Annotated in this window: 22 protein-coding genes; 9 read left to right on the plus strand and 13 right to left on the minus strand. The window is 63.7% G+C overall.

What is annotated here, in order from left to right:
- Positions 1-15 precede the first annotated feature (15 nt).
- A complete protein-coding gene (locus ABIB99_RS06960) occupies positions 16-1305 on the plus strand; it encodes an ABC transporter substrate-binding protein (protein WP_354175245.1) in 1290 nt (429 codons plus the stop codon).
- A gap of 648 nt (positions 1306-1953) precedes the next feature.
- Here the strand turns inward: ABIB99_RS06960 and ABIB99_RS06965 are convergent.
- The 5 genes from ABIB99_RS06965 to ABIB99_RS06985 are packed head-to-tail and all read right to left on the minus strand — an operon-like array spanning position 1954 to position 5372.
- Positions 1954-2229, minus strand: a complete 276-nt coding sequence (locus ABIB99_RS06965) for an AraC family transcriptional regulator (protein WP_354175246.1) — start codon at positions 2227-2229, stop codon at positions 1954-1956.
- Positions 2230-2250: 21 nt separating this feature from the next.
- A complete protein-coding gene (locus ABIB99_RS06970) occupies positions 2251-2862 on the minus strand; it encodes a HupE/UreJ family protein (protein ID WP_354175247.1) in 612 nt (203 codons plus the stop codon).
- Positions 2859-3464, minus strand: coding sequence for a HupE/UreJ family protein (locus tag ABIB99_RS06975; RefSeq protein ID WP_354175248.1), 606 nt, complete (start codon positions 3462-3464; stop codon positions 2859-2861). Before ABIB99_RS06975 ends, ABIB99_RS06970 begins: the two co-directional genes overlap by 4 nt.
- Before the next feature lie 16 nt (positions 3465-3480).
- Complete coding sequence (locus ABIB99_RS06980) at positions 3481-4473, minus strand: HupE/UreJ family protein (RefSeq protein WP_354175250.1); 993 nt, start codon at positions 4471-4473, stop codon at positions 3481-3483.
- On the minus strand, positions 4470-5372 hold the full coding sequence (locus tag ABIB99_RS06985; RefSeq protein WP_354175251.1) for a peptidylprolyl isomerase: 903 nt from the start codon (positions 5370-5372) through the stop codon (positions 4470-4472). The genes ABIB99_RS06980 and ABIB99_RS06985 overlap by 4 nt, the downstream gene beginning before the upstream one ends.
- Before the next feature lie 293 nt (positions 5373-5665).
- Here ABIB99_RS06985 and ABIB99_RS06990 point away from each other — a divergent pair, with 293 nt between their 5' ends.
- From ABIB99_RS06990 to ABIB99_RS07000, 3 genes are all read left to right on the plus strand, one after another.
- Positions 5666-7675: a hypothetical protein gene (locus ABIB99_RS06990; protein ID WP_354175253.1), complete on the plus strand. Its 2010-nt coding sequence runs from the start codon at positions 5666-5668 to the stop codon at positions 7673-7675.
- Positions 7676-7711: 36 nt separating this feature from the next.
- Complete coding sequence (locus ABIB99_RS06995; RefSeq protein WP_354175255.1) at positions 7712-8104, plus strand: hypothetical protein; 393 nt, start codon at positions 7712-7714, stop codon at positions 8102-8104.
- A gap of 102 nt (positions 8105-8206) precedes the next feature.
- Positions 8207-8830 (plus strand): putative 2OG-Fe(II) oxygenase, encoded by a 624-nt coding sequence (locus tag ABIB99_RS07000; protein WP_028149847.1) that lies wholly within the window; start codon positions 8207-8209, stop codon positions 8828-8830.
- Positions 8831-8839: 9 nt separating this feature from the next.
- Here ABIB99_RS07000 and ABIB99_RS07005 read toward each other — a convergent pair whose 3' ends face one another.
- Positions 8840-11470: a spermidine synthase gene (locus ABIB99_RS07005; RefSeq protein ID WP_354175256.1), complete on the minus strand. Its 2631-nt coding sequence runs from the start codon at positions 11468-11470 to the stop codon at positions 8840-8842.
- A gap of 134 nt (positions 11471-11604) precedes the next feature.
- Positions 11605-13800, minus strand: a complete 2196-nt coding sequence (locus tag ABIB99_RS07010) for a TonB-dependent receptor (protein WP_354175257.1) — start codon at positions 13798-13800, stop codon at positions 11605-11607.
- A gap of 307 nt (positions 13801-14107) precedes the next feature.
- Here ABIB99_RS07010 and ABIB99_RS07015 point away from each other — a divergent pair, with 307 nt between their 5' ends.
- On the plus strand, positions 14108-14776 hold the full coding sequence (locus ABIB99_RS07015) for a hypothetical protein (RefSeq protein ID WP_354175259.1): 669 nt from the start codon (positions 14108-14110) through the stop codon (positions 14774-14776).
- Between the two features lie 1148 nt (positions 14777-15924).
- On the opposite strand, the gene ABIB99_RS07020 is transcribed toward ABIB99_RS07015, so the two are convergent.
- The 6 genes from ABIB99_RS07020 to ABIB99_RS07045 all read right to left on the minus strand — a co-directional run bounded on the left by ABIB99_RS07020 (position 15925) and on the right by ABIB99_RS07045 (position 19923).
- Entirely contained in the window at positions 15925-16206 is a 282-nt protein-coding gene (locus ABIB99_RS07020; protein ID WP_354175261.1) for a hypothetical protein, read from the minus strand.
- Complete coding sequence (locus ABIB99_RS07025; RefSeq protein ID WP_354175262.1) at positions 16203-16394, minus strand: hypothetical protein; 192 nt, start codon at positions 16392-16394, stop codon at positions 16203-16205. Before ABIB99_RS07025 ends, ABIB99_RS07020 begins: the two co-directional genes overlap by 4 nt.
- Positions 16395-16532: 138 nt before the next feature.
- On the minus strand, positions 16533-16805 hold the full coding sequence (locus tag ABIB99_RS07030) for a hypothetical protein (protein WP_354175263.1): 273 nt from the start codon (positions 16803-16805) through the stop codon (positions 16533-16535).
- The gene (locus ABIB99_RS07035) at positions 16802-17071 is read right to left on the minus strand and encodes a hypothetical protein (RefSeq protein WP_354175265.1); all 270 of its coding nucleotides are present in this window, start codon (positions 17069-17071) and stop codon (positions 16802-16804) included. The genes ABIB99_RS07030 and ABIB99_RS07035 overlap by 4 nt, the downstream gene beginning before the upstream one ends.
- Before the next feature lie 741 nt (positions 17072-17812).
- Positions 17813-18406, minus strand: a complete 594-nt coding sequence (locus ABIB99_RS07040; protein ID WP_354175267.1) for a UbiX family flavin prenyltransferase — start codon at positions 18404-18406, stop codon at positions 17813-17815.
- On the minus strand, positions 18403-19923 hold the full coding sequence (locus ABIB99_RS07045; RefSeq protein ID WP_354175269.1) for a UbiD family decarboxylase: 1521 nt from the start codon (positions 19921-19923) through the stop codon (positions 18403-18405). The genes ABIB99_RS07040 and ABIB99_RS07045 overlap by 4 nt, the downstream gene beginning before the upstream one ends.
- A 169-nt stretch (positions 19924-20092) precedes the next feature.
- Here ABIB99_RS07045 and ubiT point away from each other — a divergent pair, with 169 nt between their 5' ends.
- The 4 genes from ubiT (at position 20093) to ABIB99_RS07070 (ending at position 22918) form a co-directional block, all read left to right on the plus strand.
- Complete coding sequence (gene ubiT / locus ABIB99_RS07050; protein WP_502917486.1) at positions 20093-20566, plus strand: ubiquinone anaerobic biosynthesis accessory factor UbiT; 474 nt, start codon at positions 20093-20095, stop codon at positions 20564-20566.
- A complete protein-coding gene (gene ubiU, locus ABIB99_RS07060; protein ID WP_354175294.1) occupies positions 20566-21543 on the plus strand; it encodes a ubiquinone anaerobic biosynthesis protein UbiU in 978 nt (325 codons plus the stop codon). Before ubiT ends, ubiU begins: the two co-directional genes overlap by 1 nt.
- A 41-nt stretch (positions 21544-21584) precedes the next feature.
- Positions 21585-22475, plus strand: coding sequence for a ubiquinone anaerobic biosynthesis protein UbiV (ubiV, locus tag ABIB99_RS07065; RefSeq protein ID WP_354175270.1), 891 nt, complete (start codon positions 21585-21587; stop codon positions 22473-22475).
- Positions 22476-22762: 287 nt separating this feature from the next.
- On the plus strand, positions 22763-22918 hold the full coding sequence (locus ABIB99_RS07070; RefSeq protein ID WP_354175295.1) for a hypothetical protein: 156 nt from the start codon (positions 22763-22765) through the stop codon (positions 22916-22918).
- The last annotated feature ends 75 nt before the right edge of the window (positions 22919-22993 follow it).

The raw sequence follows: 22993 nt of genomic DNA on the forward strand, positions 1-22993 counted from the left end.
CCGGGAGAATCCTCCATGCCGTATCAGTCCAAACAATTGCTCCGTTGCTTGCTGGGTTCGACCGTTGGGATCATCGGCTTTGCCGCATCGGCTTCGGCCGAGGTTACACTCGATGTGCTTTATACCACGCCAGGCACTTTCAGCACGCTGCAGCAGAACTTGGCCAAGCGATTTACCGAGCTGCATCCAGACATCAAGATCAAATTCCGCAATGCCGTCGCCGGCTATGAAGAGGCGGCCCAGCAGATTCTACGCGACCAGCTTACCGGTCGGCTTCCGGATGTTGCGTTCAACGGCATCAACCAGATCGGGTTGTTCGTCGACCGTGGCCTCGGCGTACCCCTTGACGGCTTCATCGCCAAAGAGGGCGGTACGGCCGCACTCGGCTATTACCCGACGCTCGCCGCACTCGGCAAATGGAAAGGCAAAATGTACGGATTGCCGTTTGCAGTCTCCACCCCGGTGCTCTACGTCAATGCCGACCTAGTGGAGAAGGCCGGCGGCAAGGTCGATGACCTGCCGCGTTCCTGGCCCGAATTGCTTGCCTTCGGCAAGAAGGTGGAAGCGGCCGGTAACGCCGGCGTCACCGGCCTTTATTTCCAGTGGGAGCAGACCGGCAACTGGCTGGTCCAGTCGTTGGTGACGAGCAAGGGTGGGCACATTCTCAAGGCTGGCGGGTGCAACATCGCCTTCAACGACGACGCTGGAATGTGGGCGCTCAAAACGCTCGAATCCTTCGGCAAGTCGGGCATGCCCAATCTGGGGCTGGCCCAGGCGCGCCAGTCGTTCGTGGCCGGCAGTGTCGCCGTGCTGGCCGATTCCACCTCCTACGTCGCCGCCGCCGAGCGCCAGATCGGCGGCCGCTTCAAATTCAGGACGGTGCCTTTCCCGCTGGCGGCCGCCGACGGCCGCCTTCCCGCCGGCGGCAACATGGCCATGATGTTTGCAACCGGCACCGACCGGCAGCAGGCCGCTTGGGAATATATTAAGTTTGTCACCGGGCCGGTCGGGCAGACCCAGATGGTGAACTTGACCGGCTATATGCCCGGTAACGCGATTGCGGTGGAGACGACCGAATTGCTCGGATCCTTCTACGGCAAAAATCCCAACCACAAGACCAGCATCGACCAACTTCCCATCCTTACCGAATGGGCTTCCTTCCCCGGCGACAATTCGCTGAAGATCATTGAGATAATAAAGACCAACACGGAATATCTTATCACCCGTCGACAGACTGCCGACGAAACCATGCCGCTCCTGGTAAAGGAAGTTGCGGCCTTGCTACCTCCGTGCGCCGGTCAATAGCCAATATCTTTGGCCCTTGATGGAAACGACTCCACTAACGGTTGGTCGAGCCGAATATCCAGCCTCAACAATCCTGGCGCACCTCGGACATACTGCAGATGGACGGAACCGCTCTCAGCAGGCACAAGCCTGACAAGCTTTCGTAGGGGGCAGGAGTTCGAATCTCTTCGGGCGCACCCGACACGATTCGAACGTGTGACCTTTGCCTTCGGAGGGCAATTGTCACTCTTCGCGGCCAGCGCTGGAATGGCGCGTTCCAGCAAGCACAAGAACCGGGTGTCGCGTGCTCTCGCAACCACCGATTCTCGGGCGGCGCAGTTTTGCAGCCGAAGGTGCGGAATACGATTGTCGATATGGCGGGCTCGGGCCTTATTTGCTGGAGCTAGCTTAAACTTGCCCATGATGGATTGGAGCGAGAGTTTAATTCTTTCAGTTGGTTAGAGGGCCGCGTGTGCACGACGTGTGCGCCGGGAGATCAAGAAAAAATCTAACGACGGCAAGTATGGACGATAAATTTTTGAACGGATGCGACCGTCGCAGAAGCTCATGCGGCGCCGGGGTTGCGCGGGTAGCATCACTGACTTGAAACCGTCTCCACCTACCCAGGCTGCTGCTTGTAGACTCGGAGAAAACCCGCGTGAAGTGGCTTTAGTCGCCAGATCGTGCGGTCTTTGCAATCTCGGCAAGCGAAAGCCGCGACTCTGAGAGCGTCGACTTGGCCTTCTCAACTCGTTGCTGGCGAAGCCATCGATGCGGCGGCGTGCCCATCGAATGTGCAGAGGCGCAGGGAACGTGACCGGCCGACCTATTGCGTTCGGCGGCAATGGCGGCCAGCGAAAGGTCGCCGTCGAGATTCTCGCTGAGCAATTCGGTCGCCAGCTTCTGCTGCCATGCCGCGCGCCCGCCGCGAACCGCGTCGTCCATGACAGGGTTCTTCGCGGCCTCTCATGACGCGAGAACAAGGCTCGCCATCATCAGACCGATAGCCGCAATCCAGCCTCCAAGTGCACGGACGGCGATGGTTCGCCAAGACGCTACGCCGTCCGAATTCGTGAATACGGCGGTTAGCGCCATTGCCAGCGTGATGGCCCCGTAACCGACGCAAGCCAATCCTGCCGCAAACAGCAACCGGTCGGTTTCAGGCCCGAGGTCGGCGCCGTTCGCAGCGCCCCGTATCACGGCGACTGCGAAGGCAATCGCGCACAGCATGAATGTGGGCACCTGCGCCGCTGCCGCGAGCAGCAGGCCGATTGCGAGCATCATTGCCGCGTCCGAAAGCTGTGTGGAAGTCGCGCTGAAAACCTGTCCAAGAGACAACCCGACCAGTAGTCCAAGCGGAAACACCGCGATGAGCCAGCGCCCCTTGGCGGCTCCAAGCGTACCGGCCAGCACGCCGGTCGCAGTCCAGAGAACGACATCCTGAAGATCGGTGAGGGGATGTACGACACCCATGTAGAAATCGCCGAGGCGCGCCGCGACGATATGCGCCTCGGCGGTGCTTGCGCCGGCCAGCAGCATCGCTGTGGCCATTAATAGGCGAGCGCAATTCAGCTTCATGCAAGGGCTCCGACGCCCTGTGCGAGGAAATAGCAGCCAATTCCCGCGATACCCGCCCCGAGTCCCTGAATGACGCGCTCGCCTGCGGGCCAGCGCGTCAACGCGCCGATCGCGATGCCGAGCAGGTGCAAGAGGCCGGTGGCGGTGACGAAGCCGACGCCGTAGGCCAGCGCATTCGCCGCGCGCGGAAGCTCGGCGCCGTGCGCATGACCGTGAAAGATCGCAAAGATCGCAACGACGACGGCAGCAGCGGAAAAGGGCAGACGCAGCCGGGCCGCAACGGCGACGCCCAGGATCACGGCCGAGACGGCAATCATCACCTCCGGCATCGGAAGCGGAACATGCAGCACGCCCAAAACCCCGCCGACCGCCATGACGAGCGGGAAGGTGATCGGCAGGATCCAGATTGCGGGGACGCCGAGCTGCGCGCCCCAGATCCCGACGGCCACCATTGCGATCAGATGGTCGATGCCGGTGACCGGATGGAGCAAGCCGCTGACGCCGCCGCCCGCCACGCCAGCCTGCTCGTGCGCGAGAGCCGGCTGCGTCAGTGCGAACGAAACGATCGCGGTCGTGAGGGCTCGGGGGATGCGTAAAGACATTGTTTGCGACTCTCGCTTAGATCGCGGCGAACACGCGCGCCAGACGGCCGAAGAACCAGAACATCGATACCGACCCGATGAGGTAGGCCGGGAGGGCCTCGCCCCAGCGCGGCACGACGGCATCAAGCCGTCGGTGCGCCCAGATCAATGCGAGCACGAGCAGTACGAAGGCAAGCTGTCCGATCTCCACGCCGAGATTGAAGAACAGCAACGCTGCAGGAAGGAGGCGGCGTTCGAGCCCAAGTCCCGCCAGGGCGCTCGCGAAGCCGATGCCATGAACCAGACCGAAGCTGAATGCCACGATCCAGGGATAGCGGGCGGTGAGTCCGATCTCGCCGCGCTGCTGCTTGACGATTTCCACCCCGACGAACGCGATGCTCAATGCGATACAGGCGTTGAGCGGGCGTTCCGGCACGCCGATCAGGCCGAAGGCTGCCGCGGCAAGCGAGGCGCTGTGCCCGATCGTGAAGGCCGTGATCGTCTTCACCAAGCGCCAGCCGCCGCCTACGATCCAGATCAGGCCGAGCACGAACAGCAGGTGATCGGCGCCGAGCAGGATGTGATCGATCCCGTAATTCACATAGGTTTTCGCCAGCTCGATCCACGCCTCGAGCGTCGGGGCGCCCGCGCCAAGAATGGAGACGACGGGATTGGCGGTCGAAATGGTGTAGCTGCGCGGCTCCCCGGTGATCGGGATGACCTTGATCAGGACAACCGACATGTTGGAGCCGAGATTGGAGATGGTGATCGAGCCAACCAGCCCCTTCTGGCCGCAATTCATTTCGGGCAGGCGGAGAAAACAGTGGGGCGGCACCTTGAGATCGACCCGGGATGCGCCGATCGAGGGCTCGATGCTCCAGCGGCCGACGAATGCGCCGGGCCGCACCTCGCGGAATTCGAGCACGCCCATCGCCGCCTCGTGCGCATTCAGCGCCGAAGGCCGGACGAGCGCAGCCAGCACCAAAGTCAAGACCAGCAGCGCTGGCCGCAGATATCGGATCGCCGTCACGGCTCGTACCGCACCTGATAGGACGCCTTCAGCCGCGTGACCGCTTCCCAGGCCAGCTTGCGGGTCTCATCCGTGTGCCAGATCCTGGCGGCCTCGTCCCTGACCTTGTCGAGGCTGGCGAGGTTTCCCGGCCGCCGGGAATCCAGCCGGGCGACGTGCCAGCCGTCCTTGGATTGCAGCAGCTTCCATTCGCCCTCCGGCATCGCCAGCAGTCGATCACGGAAATCCTCGCCGAAGGACGCGGCGAGACTTGCGACCGGGCGAGCGAGGATCGCGCGCGTGAGATGCTGTAGCTCCTCGGATTCGCGCTGCCCGACGATATCGTCGAGCTGACGCTGCGCATTGGACTGATCCGTGGGCGGGGTGATGTAGAACGAAACGCGCTCCGGCTCGTCGAAGCGGGTGTGGTTTTCGGCGAACCACACGCGCAGCTGCTCGTCCGAGGGGCGCGGAACGCGGATCTGGTCGAAGATCAGCAACTGCATCTTGTAGGCAATCCGGTCGCGGATCGTCTCGTCGCCGCGGTCCACGGCCAGCGCCTTGCCTTCGCGGTAGAGGATTTCGCTCGCGACCCAGCTGTCGATCATCTTCTGGAGCTGCGCCTCGGAAGGGGTGCGTTCCTTGTCCTCGTCGAAATTGTCAATGAAGGACTGGCGCATTGTCTTGGTGACGATGATGACCTTCTCGTCCTTGGCGGGCGGATGCAACACGGCGTTGATGCCGAAGATGATCGCGCCAAGCAGTGCGAAGTGCAGCAGCGGCTCGCGCGAGAACCGTGCAAGCGTCGAGCCGAGCGAGCGTTTCTCTACACCGCGGATGACATCGGCGCCCGCGGCCGGAGACCCGGTGCGTGATGGCGGAAAAGATTGCGCTTCTACTGGTGTCGCCGACATTGACATGCGGTTGTCACAAACTCTCACTGCACGCGCCGCCGCTTTATGCGGCAGCGCGTTTCATCTGTCATCTTCAATCGCTCACGTGACGCGGAAATGCAACGGCCGCGCGCGCGAGGCAAGATGCTTCACGAAAGTGCAGCGTTGCGTCGCGCGAACACAAATCCTTCACGAAGCTGTATCGGAACTCTGTTCATCATTGAGGTTGCAGGGAGTCCGCCGGCGTAGTTGGGGCCAATGATCCCCAATCCCCGGACTTTCTACCGTTTCGCGATAACTGACTTGAAATGAGGCGATAGATGTTTCCATCTGGCAAGACGATCCTGTTGACAGCTGCGTCGGCATCCCTGGCGCTGACTCAGAGCGCCGCAGCCGAGGGATTTGGGCGCGACGACAGTCGCGGCAATCCCTACGTTGCCGGTGACATGCACAACCACAACACCTGCACGGACGGCTCGGTTGCCGCCGGCTATACGATCGATCGCGCGGTCGGGCGCGGCACCGCGTCCGCCGGTGGAAACAATTTCGACCTCGACTGGTTCACGCTCGGCAACCACGGCGGTTCCGGCAACCGTGACTGCCGCTTCAGCGACACCAGCGCCAACCTTCCGGGGCAGACCACCACGACCTGGAGCCAGACGCTCGGCCAGACCATCGACGGAATCACGATCTCCAGCCTGAAGGGCACCCCGAACGGCAGCGGCGCCGGCGCGCAGATGTGGCGTTGGCAGTCGATCCGCGAGATCGAGTATCCGACCATCGTCAATCGCTCGTCGCAGTACGAGAAGGTGCTGATCGAGGGACTCGAGTGGATTGCGCCCGGCCATGAACACGCCGACGTCGCCGTCATTACCGGCCAGCACCCGACGCACCGGAAGAAAGGACCTGGCAACGCGGACAAGATGGCGGAATTCGAATACCGCTTCGACCGCGCCGACACCGATGCGATCGGCCCCGTCATCGACGCCGGCGGCAATCAGCTCTGGCCCGGTAAGGACAACGTCAACAACGCCGGCACCGCGGGCCACCAGAAGGCGATCACGGGCATCAAGTGGTTGCAGACCAACTATCCGCTGCAATCCTACGTCATCCCGACCCACACCGAACGCCAGGGGCCGTTCAGTGCGACCGCCAACCGCGGCTACAACATCGAGCACTTCCGCGACTTCAACAACGCGGGCCCGACGGTTGCGTTCGGCATCGAATCGCCCGGTCACTTCGCCGAAGGCGGCGCCAATGGCGGATCCGGCTCGTACACCGCCAGCGCGGTCGGCGGCGGCACGTACGGCATGGCCGGCATCTACACCGCGAAGGTTGGCGGCCTCTGGGACGGACTGCTGGGCGAAGGCCGTAACTTCTTCATCTATGTCAGCTCCGACTGGCACAGCCGCGGCGCCGGCGGCGCCCGCGATTCCTTCACGACGGCCGATTTCATCCCCGGCGAGTACACCAAGCTCTATGTTCCCAATGCCGGACGGTTCTCGTCGCAGCACGTCGTCGACGGCATGCGTTCGGGCAACTCTTACTCGGTCAACGCTGACCTGATCGGTCCGGATCTGGTGTTCCGCGCCAAGACGCGCGGCGACGACTGGAAGACCATGGGCGAGACGCTGGTCGTGAGGCCCGGCGAAAAGATCACGGTCGAGATGGAGATGACCGTCCCGAAGGAGAACAACAGTCCCTACACGTTCGACAATCCGTTGCTGGTGTCGCTGGGCCTGAAGCAGCCGCTGAACAAGCCCTCGCTCGACCACGTCGACCTGATCACCGGCCAGATCACCGGCGTCGTTGCGCCCGACGCGCCGAACTACGCGGTGGCGAATGCCGCGGGCACGGCCGGCGCGGCGATCGTGTACAATTCGTCGGTGATTATAGCCCGGCAGATCCCCTCATCGCAGATGCAGCGCGAGCATCGCGATCGTGACGGCGTACGGCTGAAGTTCACGACGACGTTCGTCGCTGGACCCAAGCCGTTCTATATCCGCGCACGCGGAACCAACATTCCGAACGGGACTCCGAATGTCAGCGACACCGCTGGAAATCCGCTGCTCGACGCCAACAACGCCCAGGTCAGCTGCACCGATCCGGCGTGCCCGGCGCACCTCGACGTGGTGAACGGCGCCAAGAAAGTGACCCACGACGTTCAGGCCTATTCGAACGTCTGGTTCTACGCCAATCCGATCTTCATCAGGCCGGAAGGCTCGCCGAAGCTCCTGGTCGAGACCAACACCGAACTGGCGCGGCGGCTCGGGCAGCGCGCCGACAACGACCACGATCACGACGACGATCATCATCACGACCACCACTAACGGGACGTGAGACCATCCGGCGGGACGCAACGATCATTGCGTCCCGCCGCACTTTTCTGGAAGGCCGGTTTCGGCCGGCTCCTCGACATGTACCTGCTTCGTATCACCGTCTGTACGCTGGGCATCATTGCCGGCTTTGGTTGTGCTATGGCCGCGTCCGACGCTGCCGCGCCCGTTTCCGACGAACCGACTCGGGAGGATTGCCACGCTGCGGTCGCGGAAGCGCGGGCGCTGGCGGCGGCTTTGCCGGCCGACCATCTCTCCCGCTACTTTGCCGAGCGGCACTTGCATCAGGCGCTGGTTGAGGCCGGCAATGGCGAGTTCGACGAATGCATCGACATGGCGGCGCGTGCCTCCGACGAGGTGCGCGAACGGCGCCACGAGCTGCGGCCGGGCGAAAAGCTGAAAGTGCTCGGGCCCCACGAGTAGCAATTTTCCAGACCCTCGAGACGCTGCATGCTGTCATCGCAGCGTCATCTTTGCGCGCGCATTGTTCGCCCGCGTTTCAAGACCCAGGTGGACTATTGCGATATGGACCAGATCGAGCCGCTCTTCCCGATTCCTCTCCTGCGTTCGCCCCGGCTGCTCCCGCCATCTGTGAACGAAGCCGCCGTGGCTGCGATCCGGAGCACCAAGATCGAAGGTAATTTGCGCTCAGGCCAGCTCTTCCACACGGAAGTTGCCGATCCCCGCGACAACGAGCTGTTCCGCCAGATCGCCGAGCTTGCTGCCCCGAAGCTGGTCGATTTCGGCGTTCTGCTGTTCGGCGAAGAGCTGCGCTGGACCGTCAAGGAGATGTGGACCAACATGCTGGAGACCGGCGGAAACCAGACGCTGCATTCTCACGCAAACAGCTTCGTCTCCGGCATTTTTTATCTGACCGACTCGCACCCGTCCTGCAAGACGGTGTTCGTGCGACCGCCCGGCGGCTCCGATTTCTCTTTCCGCCACCATACGCGAACTGCCGCAATGGGGCCGTTCAATGCGGGCAAGTACGTCCTGCCGGAAGCCGAACCGGGAGATCTCGTGCTGTTTCCGAGCTACCTTTACCATGAGGTGCCGCGGAATCCCGGCGGGCAGCGGATCACGATCGCTTTCAACGCGATCCCCGATCATCTCGATTGCTGGGGCTATCGCATCAACTTCACGCCGTGAGCCGGCCGATCACTCGTTCCTGAGGCCGAACTCCCGAAGCAGCAGGTCCCTGGCCTCGCGACGCGACGGCGCGACGTCGTTGATCTTGCGTAGCAGACGCGCGGCCGCCGCGCGGTCCGAGCCGAGCAGGGACCTTGCCATCCCCATCAGCGGCCCGTAGGCCGGATCGAACTCGGGGCTCAGGCGAAGTGCGTCGATGAGGCCTGGCGAAGCCGCCTCGATCAAGGCGGCGCCGCGGGGATCGCCCGGCAGGGACGCGCCAGCTTCGAGAAAGCGGTTGCGCGCGGCCCAGTAGGCGGAAAGGCGTGCGCCGAGCGCGTCGCGCTCGGCTCCGTCAGCGAGCAGCTCATTCGGATCGGGCCGAATGTCCTTGATGATGGCGAGCAGCAATGACCAGGGCGCTGCATTGAGTGCCCGGACATTGCGCCGCGCATCGAAGGTCACGAACGGATAGTCGTCCGTGTTGCGCGGGCCCTCGCCGGCGAAGGCGGAGAGCGCGCGCGCGCCGCCAAGATACTGACCGAGCAGGTCGATCGGTGCCTCGAATCCGAGCGGGCGAACCGCTGATGCGATCGCGGGATTGCCAAGCCGCGCCGCCAGTGCCCCGGTATCGAGATGGCGGCCGCCTTGCGTTCCAATGAGCGCAAGCATCGGTGTGCGGACGCTGTAGTGATTGAGCCAGGCCGAACCGTCGGGATAAATGTCGAGAAAGCCGCGGACGATGGCACGCAGCGACGGCAGGTCGAGCTGGTACAGTGGCAGCCACTGGCAGAAGATGCCCCCTGACGCCAGGCGGCGTTTCACAGCGCCGAAATGCTCCACCGTGTAGAGCGCGCCGCTGCCATCGAGCGCGGGATGAAACAGGTCGGCGACGATCACGTCGTGCTGGCCCGTATCGGCGGCGACGTAGCGGCGGGCATCCGCCACGGTCACACGCGGCGCAGAAGTCGGCGGTGGATTGACGAACCAGGGCAGCAGGTCCACCACTTCCCGCGAGAGCTCGACGCCACGCACGCTCACGCCGGGCATCTGCGTTCCGCCAACCACTGTGGCGCCGGTGCCGATGCCGAGGAACAAGGCGCGCTGCGGGGCTTCGTGGAGCAGCAGCGGCAGCATCGCCTGCCGGTAGTCGGATCGCGTTGAGCTCGTTCCGCCCATCCGGAAATGCCCGTTAACCTCGAGGTAGCGGACGCCGGCGGCATCGTCGACGACGCTGGCCGTCGCCATCGGCCCTTCGCGGACCGCAAGCAGCTTTCCGCCCGATGGCACGCGCGTGAGCGAAGGCGCGGGATTGAGCCACAGGACCAACGCAAGCATCGCAGGTACCGCAGACCACAGCAAGGCCGAGCGGCCGGGCGGCAGCAGCAGCAAATAGCCGAGTGCAACGGCAAGCAGTGCCGTCCACGCGCCAACGCCCGGGATCAGGACTTGCGCCGCCACCAGCGGCGCGATGCAGGCGCCGAGACTGTTGATGCCGATGGCCGATCCGACCGAGCCACGCTGATCGCTCACCCGTTGCGCCAGCAGGCCGAACAGTGCGCCCATTGCGGTCGCGGGCACCAGGAACAGCGAGATCGCCACGGCAAGTTCGCCGAAGACGTCCGCAGTCGAGACGAGCTCGACCAGGCGGCCGGCATAAGGCGCAAACGCCGCGGCCGTGATGCAGGCGAACGCCGTTGCGGCGAGCAAGCCGCGCAGATTCCCATCATTCGCATCTCGCCCGCTCCGCTGCCAGAGCAGGCTGCCTGCGGCCGTGCCAAGCAGATAGGCCGCCAGGAGGCCGGCGAAGGTGTAGACGGTGTCTTCCATCACCTGCGCGGCGAGCCGGACCACCAGGACCTCGAATGCGATTCCCAATAGTCCCGTCGCAAACAAGGTGATTGTGAACCGCACGTCTCGAATTCGCTCCGGCCGGCGTTGTTCGGTATCAGCTTTTGCGGCCGGGCCGACGGCGAGCGCGCCCAGCGCGCAGAAGGCGTTGACCGCAGCGAGGCAGAGTAGCGTTCCCGAAAATCCCAGCGCCGGGATCAGGAGGAATGTGGAAACGAGCGTGCCGGCCAGGGCCCCGGCCGTGTTTGCCCCGTACACGCCTGCCGTGACGCGGGCCTCGCCGCGCGCTTGCCTCGTCATCCGTTCCAGCGCGGCCAGGGTTCCACCCATGGCCATCGTCGCAGGCAATAGCACGAGTGTCGGCAGCGCCAGGCTGCCGGCCCAGAGCAGGACAGCAGACGGTTCGGTGCCGAGCAGCGGGGCCAGGGCGCGGCCGGCCGCGGGCAGAAGCCAGACGCTGATCAGGCCCCAGACGGCGATGACGGCTTCAAGGATCGCATAGATGCGCGATGGCGATTGCGAGCGGCGGATCGGCCGGTCGAGTGCGAACGCGCCCAGCGCCAGGCCGCCGAAGAATCCGGCAATGACCCCGAGCACCGCCATCATTTCGGTGCCCAGTGCAAGGCTCAACTGGCGCGTCCACACGATCTCGTAGCCGAGACCCGCAAAGCCCGACGCGGTCACGATCGGGATCAACGCCCACGCGCGGTTCGCAGCCTGACGCGCGCGCGCGAAACCCGCCTCGTCCTGGACCACATGCGTGAACCGGTCCGCCGAGGCGATCGCGGTGCCGTCCGGCTCAGATTGCATTCCCCTCACTCCTGCCTCGAACGCGCCCAGCCGGCCGCGTCCTTCGCGGACAGAAGCACTCGCTCCATGTCAGTTTTTTTCAGGATTTGTGACAGCCGGGCCGGTGCCGGCATTGATGCCCAAGTCCGCTGCGATCAGAATCTTGCCGCCACCGTCAGCCGCACCGCGAGGGGCTCGGCCGGATGGACGTGACGGTCGGCGACGCCGTCGATGGGCTCTCCGGGCAATCGCGACAGATAGTAATATTCGATCTGGTTGGTCTGGGCGTTGAAGAGATTGAGCACGTCGAGTTGCACGCGCACGCCGTTGTCGAACCTGTAGCCGGCGCGCGCATTGAAGATGAGAGACGACTTCGAGCGGACGCTGTCGTCTTCGATGAGAGGACGCGGACCGAAATAGCGCGCCTTCAGGCTGCCGAACCAGCCGGTGTCGCCGCCGAGCGTGATCGCACTGCTGACCACCCACGCGGGCGCACCGGGGATGTAGGCCCCCGCCGGGTCGAAATCGGTGAAGCGCGCGTGGGTCTGGGCCACATCGAGATCGATCGTTATCCACGGCAACGGCTTGTACTGGTTCGTCCACTCGAAGCCGACGCGGCGGCTGGGCCGGCTCGGCTCGGTGGTGCCGGCGTCACCGACGAACAACAGCTCCGAGTCGAAGTCGAGCACGAAGACGGCCAGCGAGCTGGTGAGACCGTCGATCACCTTGGTGCGAATGCCGAGCTCGGCGCCGCGCGAGCGCACCAGCAGGGGCACGCGGTCGAGCGGGGTCGTCTTGTCGTTGGGATCGACGGTGATCGTCGCGCCGCGGATGTCGTTGCTGTGCAGGCCGTAGCCTGCATTGCCGTAGAACTCGGTCTTGTACCAGGGGCCGAGCACGAGACCGGCCTTCGGGCTCGCCATCGACGCCTGGGTGTTGCCCGAATTCTCCGGCGTATCGCTGAAGACGTGTCCGGCGAAAAAATCCTCGCGGATGCCGACCGTGGTGTGCAACCAGTCGTTCCAGTGCGTGGTCGTATCGGTCCAGAGGCCGACATTGCCCTCCTGCACGCGGTCATCGCGCACGGTCGAGAGCCATGAGCGCTGCTCGGTCTTGAACAGCCCGACATGGATATCGTCGTAGCGGGTCTGCACGCCGACACGGGTCTGCGATACGAGGCCGCCGAAGCGCCAGTCGAACGAATGCCGCAGGTCGAAGCCGCCGAGCGTGCGAGCGTCGAGCTGGCTGAACTGGTCGCCATTGACGGGGTTGTCGAGGAAGTAGGTGAAATTGTTGAACAGCCGCAGGTCGGAGCGCACCACATAGGCGCTGACATTGGTCTGTCCGTAAGCGCTCGATTGCGCCCAGTTGCTCGACAGGCTGAAGCGGCTGGAGGTGCCGCCATCGGTCGGATCGAGCGAGCCGAGACGGTTGATCAGACCCTGGTCGATCGCGCGCTGCGGGACCTGGTCGGTCGAATTCCAGCCATTGGAATAGGCCATCGCCGTCAGCGTCAGGCCATCGGTTGCGGTGCCCTGGCTGTAGCGCAGGACGCCGTTCAGCTTGCGGCCGTCGTCCGGCACGTCCCACGGTCCGTCATACTTGTTCGCTTCGACCGCCGCGAGCAGCGTGCCGGCCCCCACGGCGGTCGATCCCGTGGCCAATGCGCGACGATAGCCGAAGCTGCCGAAGGTCAGCTCTGCGATGTTGTGCGGCAGCTTGTTGGCATAGTCGATCGCCACGGCGCCGGCGGATGCGAAGTCGCCCTGGTCGGCGAAGTACGGTCCCTTGCGGACGTTGACCGACTGGATCAGCTCGGGGATCAGGAAATTGATGTCGGCGTAGCCCTGCCCATGCCCGTGGGTCGGCATGTTGACGGGCATACCGTCCACGCTGATCGCGAGATCGGTGCCGTGATCGAGATTGAAACCGCGCAGGAAATATTGGTTGGCCTTGCCCTCGCCGGAGTGCTGCGTGACGATCAGGCCAGGCACTACTTCCAGCGCCTCGCCCGGCCGCGAAAAGGGGACCGCGTTCACCTCCGTGCCAGTGATGCGTATCGCACTGGCGGCGGTGGGTTGCAAGGCGGGCGAGTCGGCGGACGCCGCGCCGGTTGCACCGCCAGTCTCGGTCGGGCTGTCCGTGCGAGCGGCTGCCTGATTGCTCAAACCGCGGTCTTTCGGCGGTTTTCTGCGGGCGTGCTGTTTGGGATGCTGATTGTCCGCCGCTGCAACGGTGACCGGCGGGAGTTCGGCGAGCGCGACCGCGTTGCGCTCGTGTGCCGCTGCCGGAAGCGCGCACAGGGCGGACGATGCGGCGGCGGAAAACACCCGCAACAAGGCCCCACGCACTACAACGTCTCCGCATCACAATCACAGCAATGCCACACTTTAGCAGGCGAGTATGACGATGTGGCAACAATATCATACTGGCACCCGACAGCCATGCCGAGCCGCACAGTGCCGGAATCGCAACAGGCCGTGGAAGCATCAAGGAGGTGACCGCCGCTTCGCACGGCTGTCACATCGGCAACCGATAAGCTTGCTCCCCTCGGCGCCCGTTGCCCGAGCAGTCCCGCTTGTATTGCATACGCGGGCCGCGGCCTTTCTTGACTTGAGAATCTTGCGCGTTGCTATCAACTGGTCGATGACGGGGAACATGAGAGGGCATCAGGCGACGCGGTGGATGTCGGTGCGGCTCGCGCTTGTGCTGGCGCCTTTGCTCGGTGTGTGCGCCTCGACCTCGGCGCTGCCGACGGATTTTTCGGATATCGACGTACCAGGCTTCACCGAGCCCGCGTCCAGCCGCCCGCTCTGGGAGTCTCCCGCAACGTCGGCACCGGAAGTCGATCCCGCGGCGCCATCGCCGCATCCCGTCAAGCGCGAGGCGATGCGCGGCAATCCGCTCTGGTCAGTTCCGCTCGCAGCGCTGCCGAATACGAACGAACGGCCGATCTTCTCGGCGTCGCGGCGGCGGCCGCCGCCACCCGTGATTTCAGTATCGGCGCCGAAAGCGCCGCCGATGCCGCCGAGCCCACCGCCGGCCGAGCTGCGGCTTGTGCTGGTCGGAACTGTCGTCGGCAGCGATCAGAGTTTCGGAATTTTTGTCGACGAGACGAGCAAGGCCACGCTACGTCTGAAGCTCGAGGGAGACTATCAGGGCTGGCGACTTCGCTCGGTGCATCGCCGCGAGGTGACGATGGTGCGCGGTGAGCTGACCGAGACGTTGACATTCCCGAAACCGGGTGGGGCCGCGCTCGCAACAGGGCCCGCGCTTGCGGAAAGTGCGGTGAGGCGAGGCAGCTCGCACACGCCTCAGTATGATTGAGTGAGCCGATCCGATTGATGTTGGCTTAGAGGATCGGATGCACAGTGAGCGCAAGCTGTCAGAATCGGATCCCCAGAACGGTTTTCCAAAAATGAAGCTACGACAAAGGCGAAGAGACCGCCCCCGCTGCGGGGGGATCAAGGGGTAGGTCGGGGCCGCTCTGCCAGCTCTGGTAGCGAGCTAGCGACGACTCAAATATTCGCCCGCCGTTGTGGTTCCTTTTCAAAACTCAAGCCGCCGCTGTCCGTATTTGACCGAGTGTCCGAAGCTAATTTTAACGGGGCCTAACATGGTAGAAGGCAAGCCAGCGGGGAAGGGCGCTCTCACGACCCGCGCGGGCAACAGGAAGGCTGAGACTTTGCTCAACAGTGCTGAGTGCCAAGAACATGCTGACCACTACAAGAGACTTTCTGGCGCGGGCGGCATTTCCAAGCATCGCGCCGCCGTCCTGAAAAACATTGCCCGCACTTATGTGGGTTTGGCCGGCCAACTCGATAGACTGGCGTCCCTCGCGAGGAACGAGCAGAGGTAGGCAGCCTCACCTGGCGGCCTCAGTTGAGTTTCCTGCGAAGCTTTCGAGCGGGCCTAGCACTCCCGGCGCTCTAATCCGCAATTGGATCGGCAGCCGGGAGCATTGGGGCTGGAATGCAAGCCCGTGCCATGTTCGCCCTCTCACGGCAATGCTCGAACTTCGCGCGCCGGTATTCTTACGGAATCCATTTTCGGAACGGGGTGTTCTATTAAAAGAACACCGGCTAGATTTGAGCACCAAGATTTTTTGTTGTTCCGGGAATGCCGCAGTGGGGGCTGGAACCACGCTGCGGCTTTTCCCATTCGGGCATACTGGTCCCAGCGAGCGTTCCGCCACACGAACACTAACCTTTGACGCCTGCGGTAGCCTGCCACATAGCTGTCACATGAAGAAAGGCGACGTGACGTGCCCAGATTGTTCGGCGGGATATCGCCGGATCGAACTTGAATCCCGCAAGGGCAACGCCGGGCACTACAAGTGCCTGATCTGTGAGCGCGTCCTAGAGGTCTTCGACGGCTCCCGGGAGATTGCCTATCGGCTTACCGTACAGCCGTCCGACTTGCATCCTGTGAGAGAGTAAAGCCGCCTCGGTTAGCGGCCGCTTATTGGTCCCTCTTCAGCTTGCGACGGCCCCAGTGGGGCTCTTGCCTTTCGGGTTAAGCTCCGGGACATCGTGGCGGTTCAATGCCCGCATGACCCCGATGTGGGTAAACATCGTCGGGCCGCCACCTTCCGCCACCAGGATCAAGGCTTCCATCGCCGCTTGCCACTCCGCTACGGCGTGCTCTTTCTTCGGCCGCGCGGCGATGTACTCGCTGGCGTCGAGCAGTGTCACCAGTACGCGATCGCCGATCCTGATCGGATCCACGAAACGCCGACCCCAGCCTCGTTCGGTCATCCCTTCCGCTTCAGATCAGGTCCCGCGGCAGCAATGGCGTGTTCAACCTTGTCCGGCAGGATTGTCAGATGCTCGGCCAGCTTGGTGAACAGTTCTCGCTTCTTGGGCTCAGTTGCCAGATCGCGGATCAAGGCGCACTCGGCAGAATCCGTGCGAAGCTTTTCCAACTGAGCCTGCATGTCTTTCATGGTGATCGGTTCCGTTCCCGATCTGGAATTATACCGCTTTGTGCAAAAGCAGACAGATCTGATTGCCGTTTTTTCCTATGCTCATGACCACCTGGCGACCCCATTACCGCCAAGGTACCTCCAAACGGCCCCGGCAACTTAGTCTTTTGCTGGGGCCGCTTTTGCCTTGGTGCCGATCAGCCGGACGTAGGTCCCGCTCTCAAGCAGCTCGAGCCAGCCGCATTCAACTGCATACTTGATGCCGGCCCCAAACTCCGAGCCACTGGCTTTTTGCGTGTAAAGGAAGGGCGCGTTTATCTTCTCGATGTGGATGCGGCCGTCCTGGACCGCTTCAATAGTCGTCGCGAGTTCTAGCCGCTTGCGGGCCGCGACTTCTGGGTTGGCGAAGGATCGTTCGGTGACGAGTTTCATCGGTACCCCATGGCTGGCACTGTCGGCGTATTCCAATCGAAGTGTGGCCGGATGTCCTCGACATGGAGATCGATAATATCGCCAAAGGTTTTCGCTCTTACCGCGGCGCCGGGCTTCGGCGACCCGCTACGATCAATATTGCACTCCATATCGAGCGCCCATTCCTCACCGTCCTTGCGCCGACGAAAGGTCTCTGCCACGTAGCGGTGCTTGCGGCGTACCTGGACGCGCCAGTTCCCGGACGGCAACTGAGTGAAGCTGGCCACGGTCGTGTGCACTCCTCAAATCGTGTGCGCTACGTGTGCACTAAGAGGTCAGAGCGGGTACAAACGTGTGCAATTTTCGACTAGTTTGGAGTGCACACGTTCATGTTTCATCCTGTTGAAGCATAAGGTAAATCATTGAAATCGCAACGCTATCGCTTTTCTGTGGCGCCGATGATGGATTGGAGCGAGAGTTTAATTCTTTCAGTTGGTTAGAGGGCCGCGTGTGCACGACGTGTGCGCCGGGAGATCAAGAAAAATCGTTCGTGAGCAAGCGTGGGCGGTCGCTCTTTGGAGTGATGCGGGTGGTGAGCGAGCCTTAAGGGCTAATGATGCTTGTCACCAACGAGATCTCTGTTCGGCTTACCGTCGTCGCGGCCATTTGCGGCGAAGACAAAAATGGCGTCGGGGGTTTGAGTCGCTCCCCCGCTTCCAAGGGCCGCGGATTTCACGCGTCAAACTGCGATGTCCTGCGATCTTGTTCGTTCGATAGTAACGATCCGAGGCGGCGCTGGCGCTCGAGCGTCAAGCCGCACAGATCGGCTAGTGATATTGCCACGCGGAGCTGAGATCGGCTCGACTCGCTGCGAAGGATTGGCCGTCAGTGGGGGCGCGTTCTTCACGATAGGAACAGCGCAGCATCCGCCGGAAGACGGGCGTCTACAGCTTTCTCCCGGCGCGTCATGGGCGCACTGGCCGCGCGGGCGGTGACGGCTGAGCTGAGCGGCCCTGGAGCGGCGCCGGTCATGCGCGGGCCCTCTCGCCGGCCCATGCCTGCGCTGGCGCCGACACTCCGGGCAGGTCCAAGAGATTGATGGCGCGGCAGGCGATCTGGTCGACGACCTCAGCCAAAGACTGCGGCTTGAGATAGAACGCCGGTAGCGGTGGTGCGACGATTGCACCGCTTTCAGTCACCTGCGCCATCGTGCGAAGATGGCCGAGATGCAGCGGGCTTTCACGCGCCAGGAGCACCAAGCGGCGCCGCTCCTTGAGCTGCACGTCGGCAGCGCGTACCAGCAGATTGTCGAGTTGCCCCCAGGCGATGGCGGAGAGCGTACGGATCGAGCAGGGGGCCACGATCATCCCGCGAATCGGAAACGAGCCGCTGGCGATGCAGCTACCGATGTCATGGTGAGCATGGCAACGAAAGGCCAGGCCGCGCAGACGCGCCGGCGCGCTGGCTTCCACCTCCTCGGCAAGCGTGCGCTCCGCTGCCGGCGAGATCACGAGGTGGAGGGCGCAACGCGGATCTTCCGCGAGCCGTTCGACAATGCGTGCGCCGATTGCTGCGCCTGAGGCGCCGCTGATGCCGACGATGACGCCCGGCCGCTCGCTCATGCCAATTCCCGTGCGACGTCCATGAGCCCGAGGCGCGACCACATGGCATCGACCCGCGCGATCACGTCGGGATCCATCGCGAGCGGTTCGCCCCAGAGCCGTTCTGTCTCCGGCGGGACTTTTGTGGTGGCATCGATGCCGAGCTTGCCACCGAGTCCGGATTTTGGGGAAGCAAAGTCGAGATAGTCGATCGGCGTGTCGGTCAGCGTCACCAGGTCGCGCGAGCTGTCACTGCGGGTCGAGACCGCCCACATCACCGCGCGCCAGTCGCGAATGTCGATATCGTCGTCGACCACGATCAGCAATTTCGTATAGCTGAACTGCGGGAGCATCGACCACAGGCCGAGCATCAGCCGTCGCGCCTGGCCGGGATAGCGCTTCTTGATCGCCGCAATCGCGATGCGATATGAGCAGGCCTCCGGCGGCAGAAAACAGTCGACCACTTCGGGAAATTGCTGCCGGATCAGCGGCACGAACAGTCGGTTCAGCGCCTCGCCGATCCGCGATGGCTCGTCCGGCGGGCGGCCGGTGAAGGTCGAGAGATAGATCGGTTGGCGCCGGCTGGTCACGGCGGTGACGCGCATGACCGGAAAGTCCTCGACCGAGTTGTAGTAGCCGGTGTGATCGCCGTAGGGGCCCTCGGGCGCCGTTTCGGTTGCCGAAACAAACCCCTCGATCACGATCTCGGCTGCGGCCGGGACCGCGAGAGGCACGGTCAGGCATGGCGTCAGGTCTGGCCGCTCGCCGCGCAAGATTCCGGCGAAGCGCAACTCGGAGATCGTCTCGGGCAGCGGCAGCACGGAAGCGAGGATGGTCGCGGGATCGGCGCCGATGACGACCGCCACCGGCATGTCGCGGCCGAGTACTTTCCACTCGCGGTGATGGCGTGCGCCGCCGCGGTGAGCGAGCCAGCGGATAATGGCGCGGTCGCGGCCGAGCACCTGGATGCGGTAGACGCCGACATTCTCTTCTTGATCGGCGGCTACCGGTTCCGGTGGCACCGTGATGACCAGCGGCCAGGTGATCAGCGGCGCGGGTTCGCCCGACCAGCAGATCTGCACCGGCAGCCTGCCGAGGTCGATGTCGTCGCCCATGGCGACGCAGTCCTGGACCGGCGCGGCCGCGCGCGTGCGGGGCCGGGTCGCGAGCGCGGCGCGTGCCAGCGGAAGCTTGTCCCAGGCATCCCGCAGTCCGTGCGGTGGGCGGGGCGCGCGTAGTTCGGCCATCAGCACGCCGAGCTCCTCGAGGCGGTCCGGCGTAATTCCCATACCCCACGCGATGCGCTCGACCGAGCCGAAGACGTTGGTGAGAAGCGGCATCTCGGACGGCGTGCCGTCGGCCTTGATCGGTCGCTCGAACAATAGTGCAGGCCCGTGCTCGCCAAGCACCCGGCGGTGGATTTCGGTGATCTCATGGACCACCGAGACTCTCTCGCGAATGCGTCGCAACTGCCCCTTGCTCTCGATGAAGCGCAGGAAGTCGGACAATTCTCGAAAGTGCGGGACATCACGCTGCAAGTGAACGAACTCCTCAGGAATAGATGGAGCTATCCGGGATGATTGCTGCCTTCATTGTTCCGGCTCAAATACATCCGCGTACAATCCGTACAGATGTGATCCCATGAATGATCCGTCCGTTGCGCCGTCCGGCCCTTTGCCGGTCATCCCGCCGCTTGTCGCTGTCGCGATGCGTCCCTTGCCGCTGCTGCCGCTGCAGCTCGTCCTCTCAGGCTTCCTGCAGCGGATCTGGCGGCGTAATCCCGCGATCTTCGATCGGCTTGGCGAGCATTCGCGCGCGCGGTTCGGCATCAGGCCAACCGACCTGCCGTTCGCCTTCGTCGTCGGGGCGGCGCCGCCACGCCTCGCGGTGGTGCGCGACCTGCCGCGCGACCTGGATGCGCGCATCTGCGCCTCGCTCGCCAATCTGCTGGCCCTGCTCGAAGGTAAGGTCGATGGCGACGCGCTGATGTTTTCGCGCGAGCTCGTGATCGAGGGCGATATCGAGGCGGTGCTCGCGTTGCGCAATGCGATCGACGACGCGCAGCTCGATCTCGCGGCGGAGCTGTCCTCGTTGCTCGGGCCGCTGGGTGGCACCGCAAAGCGCGCGCTGGAGGCGGCCCGCGACAGCCTGATCGGCGGATCGCGGAGGCCGTTCAAATGATGGAGCTGATCTGCCCCGCCGGTACCCCGGCCGCGTTGAAGAGCGCCATCGATGCCGGCGCCGATGCGGTCTATTGCGGATTCAACGACGAAACCAATGCGCGTAACTTTCCGGGCTTGAATTTCAGTCGCGACGAGCTGCGCAAGGGAATCACGCTCGCGCACAGAAGCGATGCCAAGGTGCTGGTTGCCATCAACACCTTTCCGCGTGCTTCCAGTGTCGAGCTGTGGCAGCGCGCTGTGGACGATGCGGTGAGCGCCGACGCCGATGCGTTGATCCTCGCCGACATCGGCCTGATGGACTACACGGCGAGGCGCCATCCAAACCAGCGTCTGCATGTCTCGGTGCAGGCGGCAGCCGCAAACCCGGACGCCATCGCCTTCTATGTCGAGACCTTTGGCGCCCGCCGCGTGGTGCTGCCCCGCGTCCTGAGCGTGCCGGAGGTCGCGGAGATCGCCCGCGAGGCGGCTTGCGAGACCGAGGTCTTCGTGTTTGGCGGCCTCTGTGTGATGGCGGAAGGACGCTGCTCGCTGTCCTCCTACGCCACCGGTAAGTCGCCAAACATGCAGGGCGTCTGCTCGCCCGCAAGTCACGTGGCCTACGAGCAGACGCTGCAGGGGACGACGTCGCGGCTGGGCGGCTTCACCATCAACCGGTTCGAACCCAGCGAGCCGGCCGGCTATCCGACGCTGTGCAAGGGGCGCTTTTCGACGGAGCAGGGTACCGGCTACATCTTTGAAGATCCAGTCAGCCTGGATGCCACGACCCTGCTCAAGGGTTTGAGCGATGCCGGCGTCACCGCGCTCAAGATCGAGGGACGGCAGCGCGGGCGCGCTTATGTCGAAAGCGTGGTGCGCCATTTCCGCGGGGCACTCGACGCGCTCGCGAGCGGGCGCGAGGCCGACATTGCCAGCCTGAAACCGTTCACTGAAGGCCAGGCGAGCACGCTGGGAGCATATCGCAAGACCTGGCGATAACTTGGTGATGACCAGCTCGCCTGCATGTAAGGAAGATTCCGATGCAACTCGGCCTCGGCCCAATCCTCTATAACTGGGCGCCGGAACGCTGGCGCGACTTCTATTTCCGGATGGCCGACGAGGCGCCGGTCGACGTCGTCTCGGTCGGTGAGATCGTCTGCTCGAAACGCTCGCCCTTCTTCGCGGACCATCTGCCTTCCGTCATCGAGCGATTGAAAAGCGCCGGCAAACAGGTGCTCCTGGGCTCCCTGATCCTGGTGTCGCAGCGACGCGAGCGGCGCCAGACGGAGGAGCTCGCCGCAGTGAATGACGACCTGGTCGAGGTGAACGATCTGACGTGTCTCAAGGCCTTGGCCGGCCGCCCACATGCGATCGGGCCCTTCGTTAACATCTACAATGAGGCGGCCGCGGCCTTTCACGCTGCGCGAGGGGCCGCGCGCATCTGTCTGCCTCCGGAATTGCCGCTGTCCTCGGTTGCGGCGATCGCGGCCGCGCTTCCAAACGTCGCGATCGAGGTCTTCGCATTCGGCCGTGTGCCGCTTGCGATCTCCGCGCGCTGCTACCACGCGCGCGTGCATAAGCTCGCCAAGGACAATTGCCGCTTCGTCTGCGAGAAGGACCCGGATGGCCTCGCCGTGAAGACGCTGGAGCGGCAGGATTTCCTGACCATCAACGGCGTCCAGACCCTGTCCTACACGTGTATGAATCTTCTCGGCGACATCGGCGCGCTGCGTAAGGCCGAGGTCGGCTCGCTGCGCCTGTCGCCGCAAGATTGCGACATGGTCGCGGTCGCCGAAACCTTTCGGGAGGTGCTGGACGGCCGCGAGGATGCCGAAGGCGGCAGGCGGCGCCTCGCCGCGCTCTATCCGAAAGTCCCGTTCTCCAATGGATTTCTCCATGGATCGGCCGGATTCTCGTATCTCGCGCAATGATCGCGAGCGGAACGCAGATGGTCCAGGCCTGAGCGTGATTTGTGCGCTGCGGGGGCTAAAGCCGCGTCGTGCAGTCACCGAGACGTGACGCCGGACACCTCACTGAAGTTTGCGTCCGAACAAAGAGCCACTGCCTTCCTCTTCCTTATCCTGGTGCGCAAGAATTCCAGAAACACACCCATGGGCGACCGCCGTTCCTCACGCTGAGGGTGGCGGGAGTACGCGGACCTGTGTGGCAGAGAGCAACCGGCTAGGCGATGATCGGCAGCAGCGTATCCAGATGGACCATGAGCTACTTCGCGGTCGCGATCGCTTGGTTGTTCACGGCCGAGGCCCTGATGGTCGCCGGTTTCGGCTTTCCGGCCGCCGACATCGCGGCTCCCGAAACCCTCGTCCTCGTCCACATCGTCGCGATTGGCTGGCTGTGTTTCGGCATGGAATAAGGACCCCGTTTTCGGGGTGATCGGCATCCAATCGGGACCCCGAGATAAGGGTCCACAGTGGCTTCCATCGAGTCA

It is taken from the genome of Bradyrhizobium sp. LA6.1, assembly GCF_040547805.1.
Classification (GTDB): Bacteria; Pseudomonadota; Alphaproteobacteria; order Rhizobiales; family Xanthobacteraceae; genus Bradyrhizobium; species Bradyrhizobium barranii.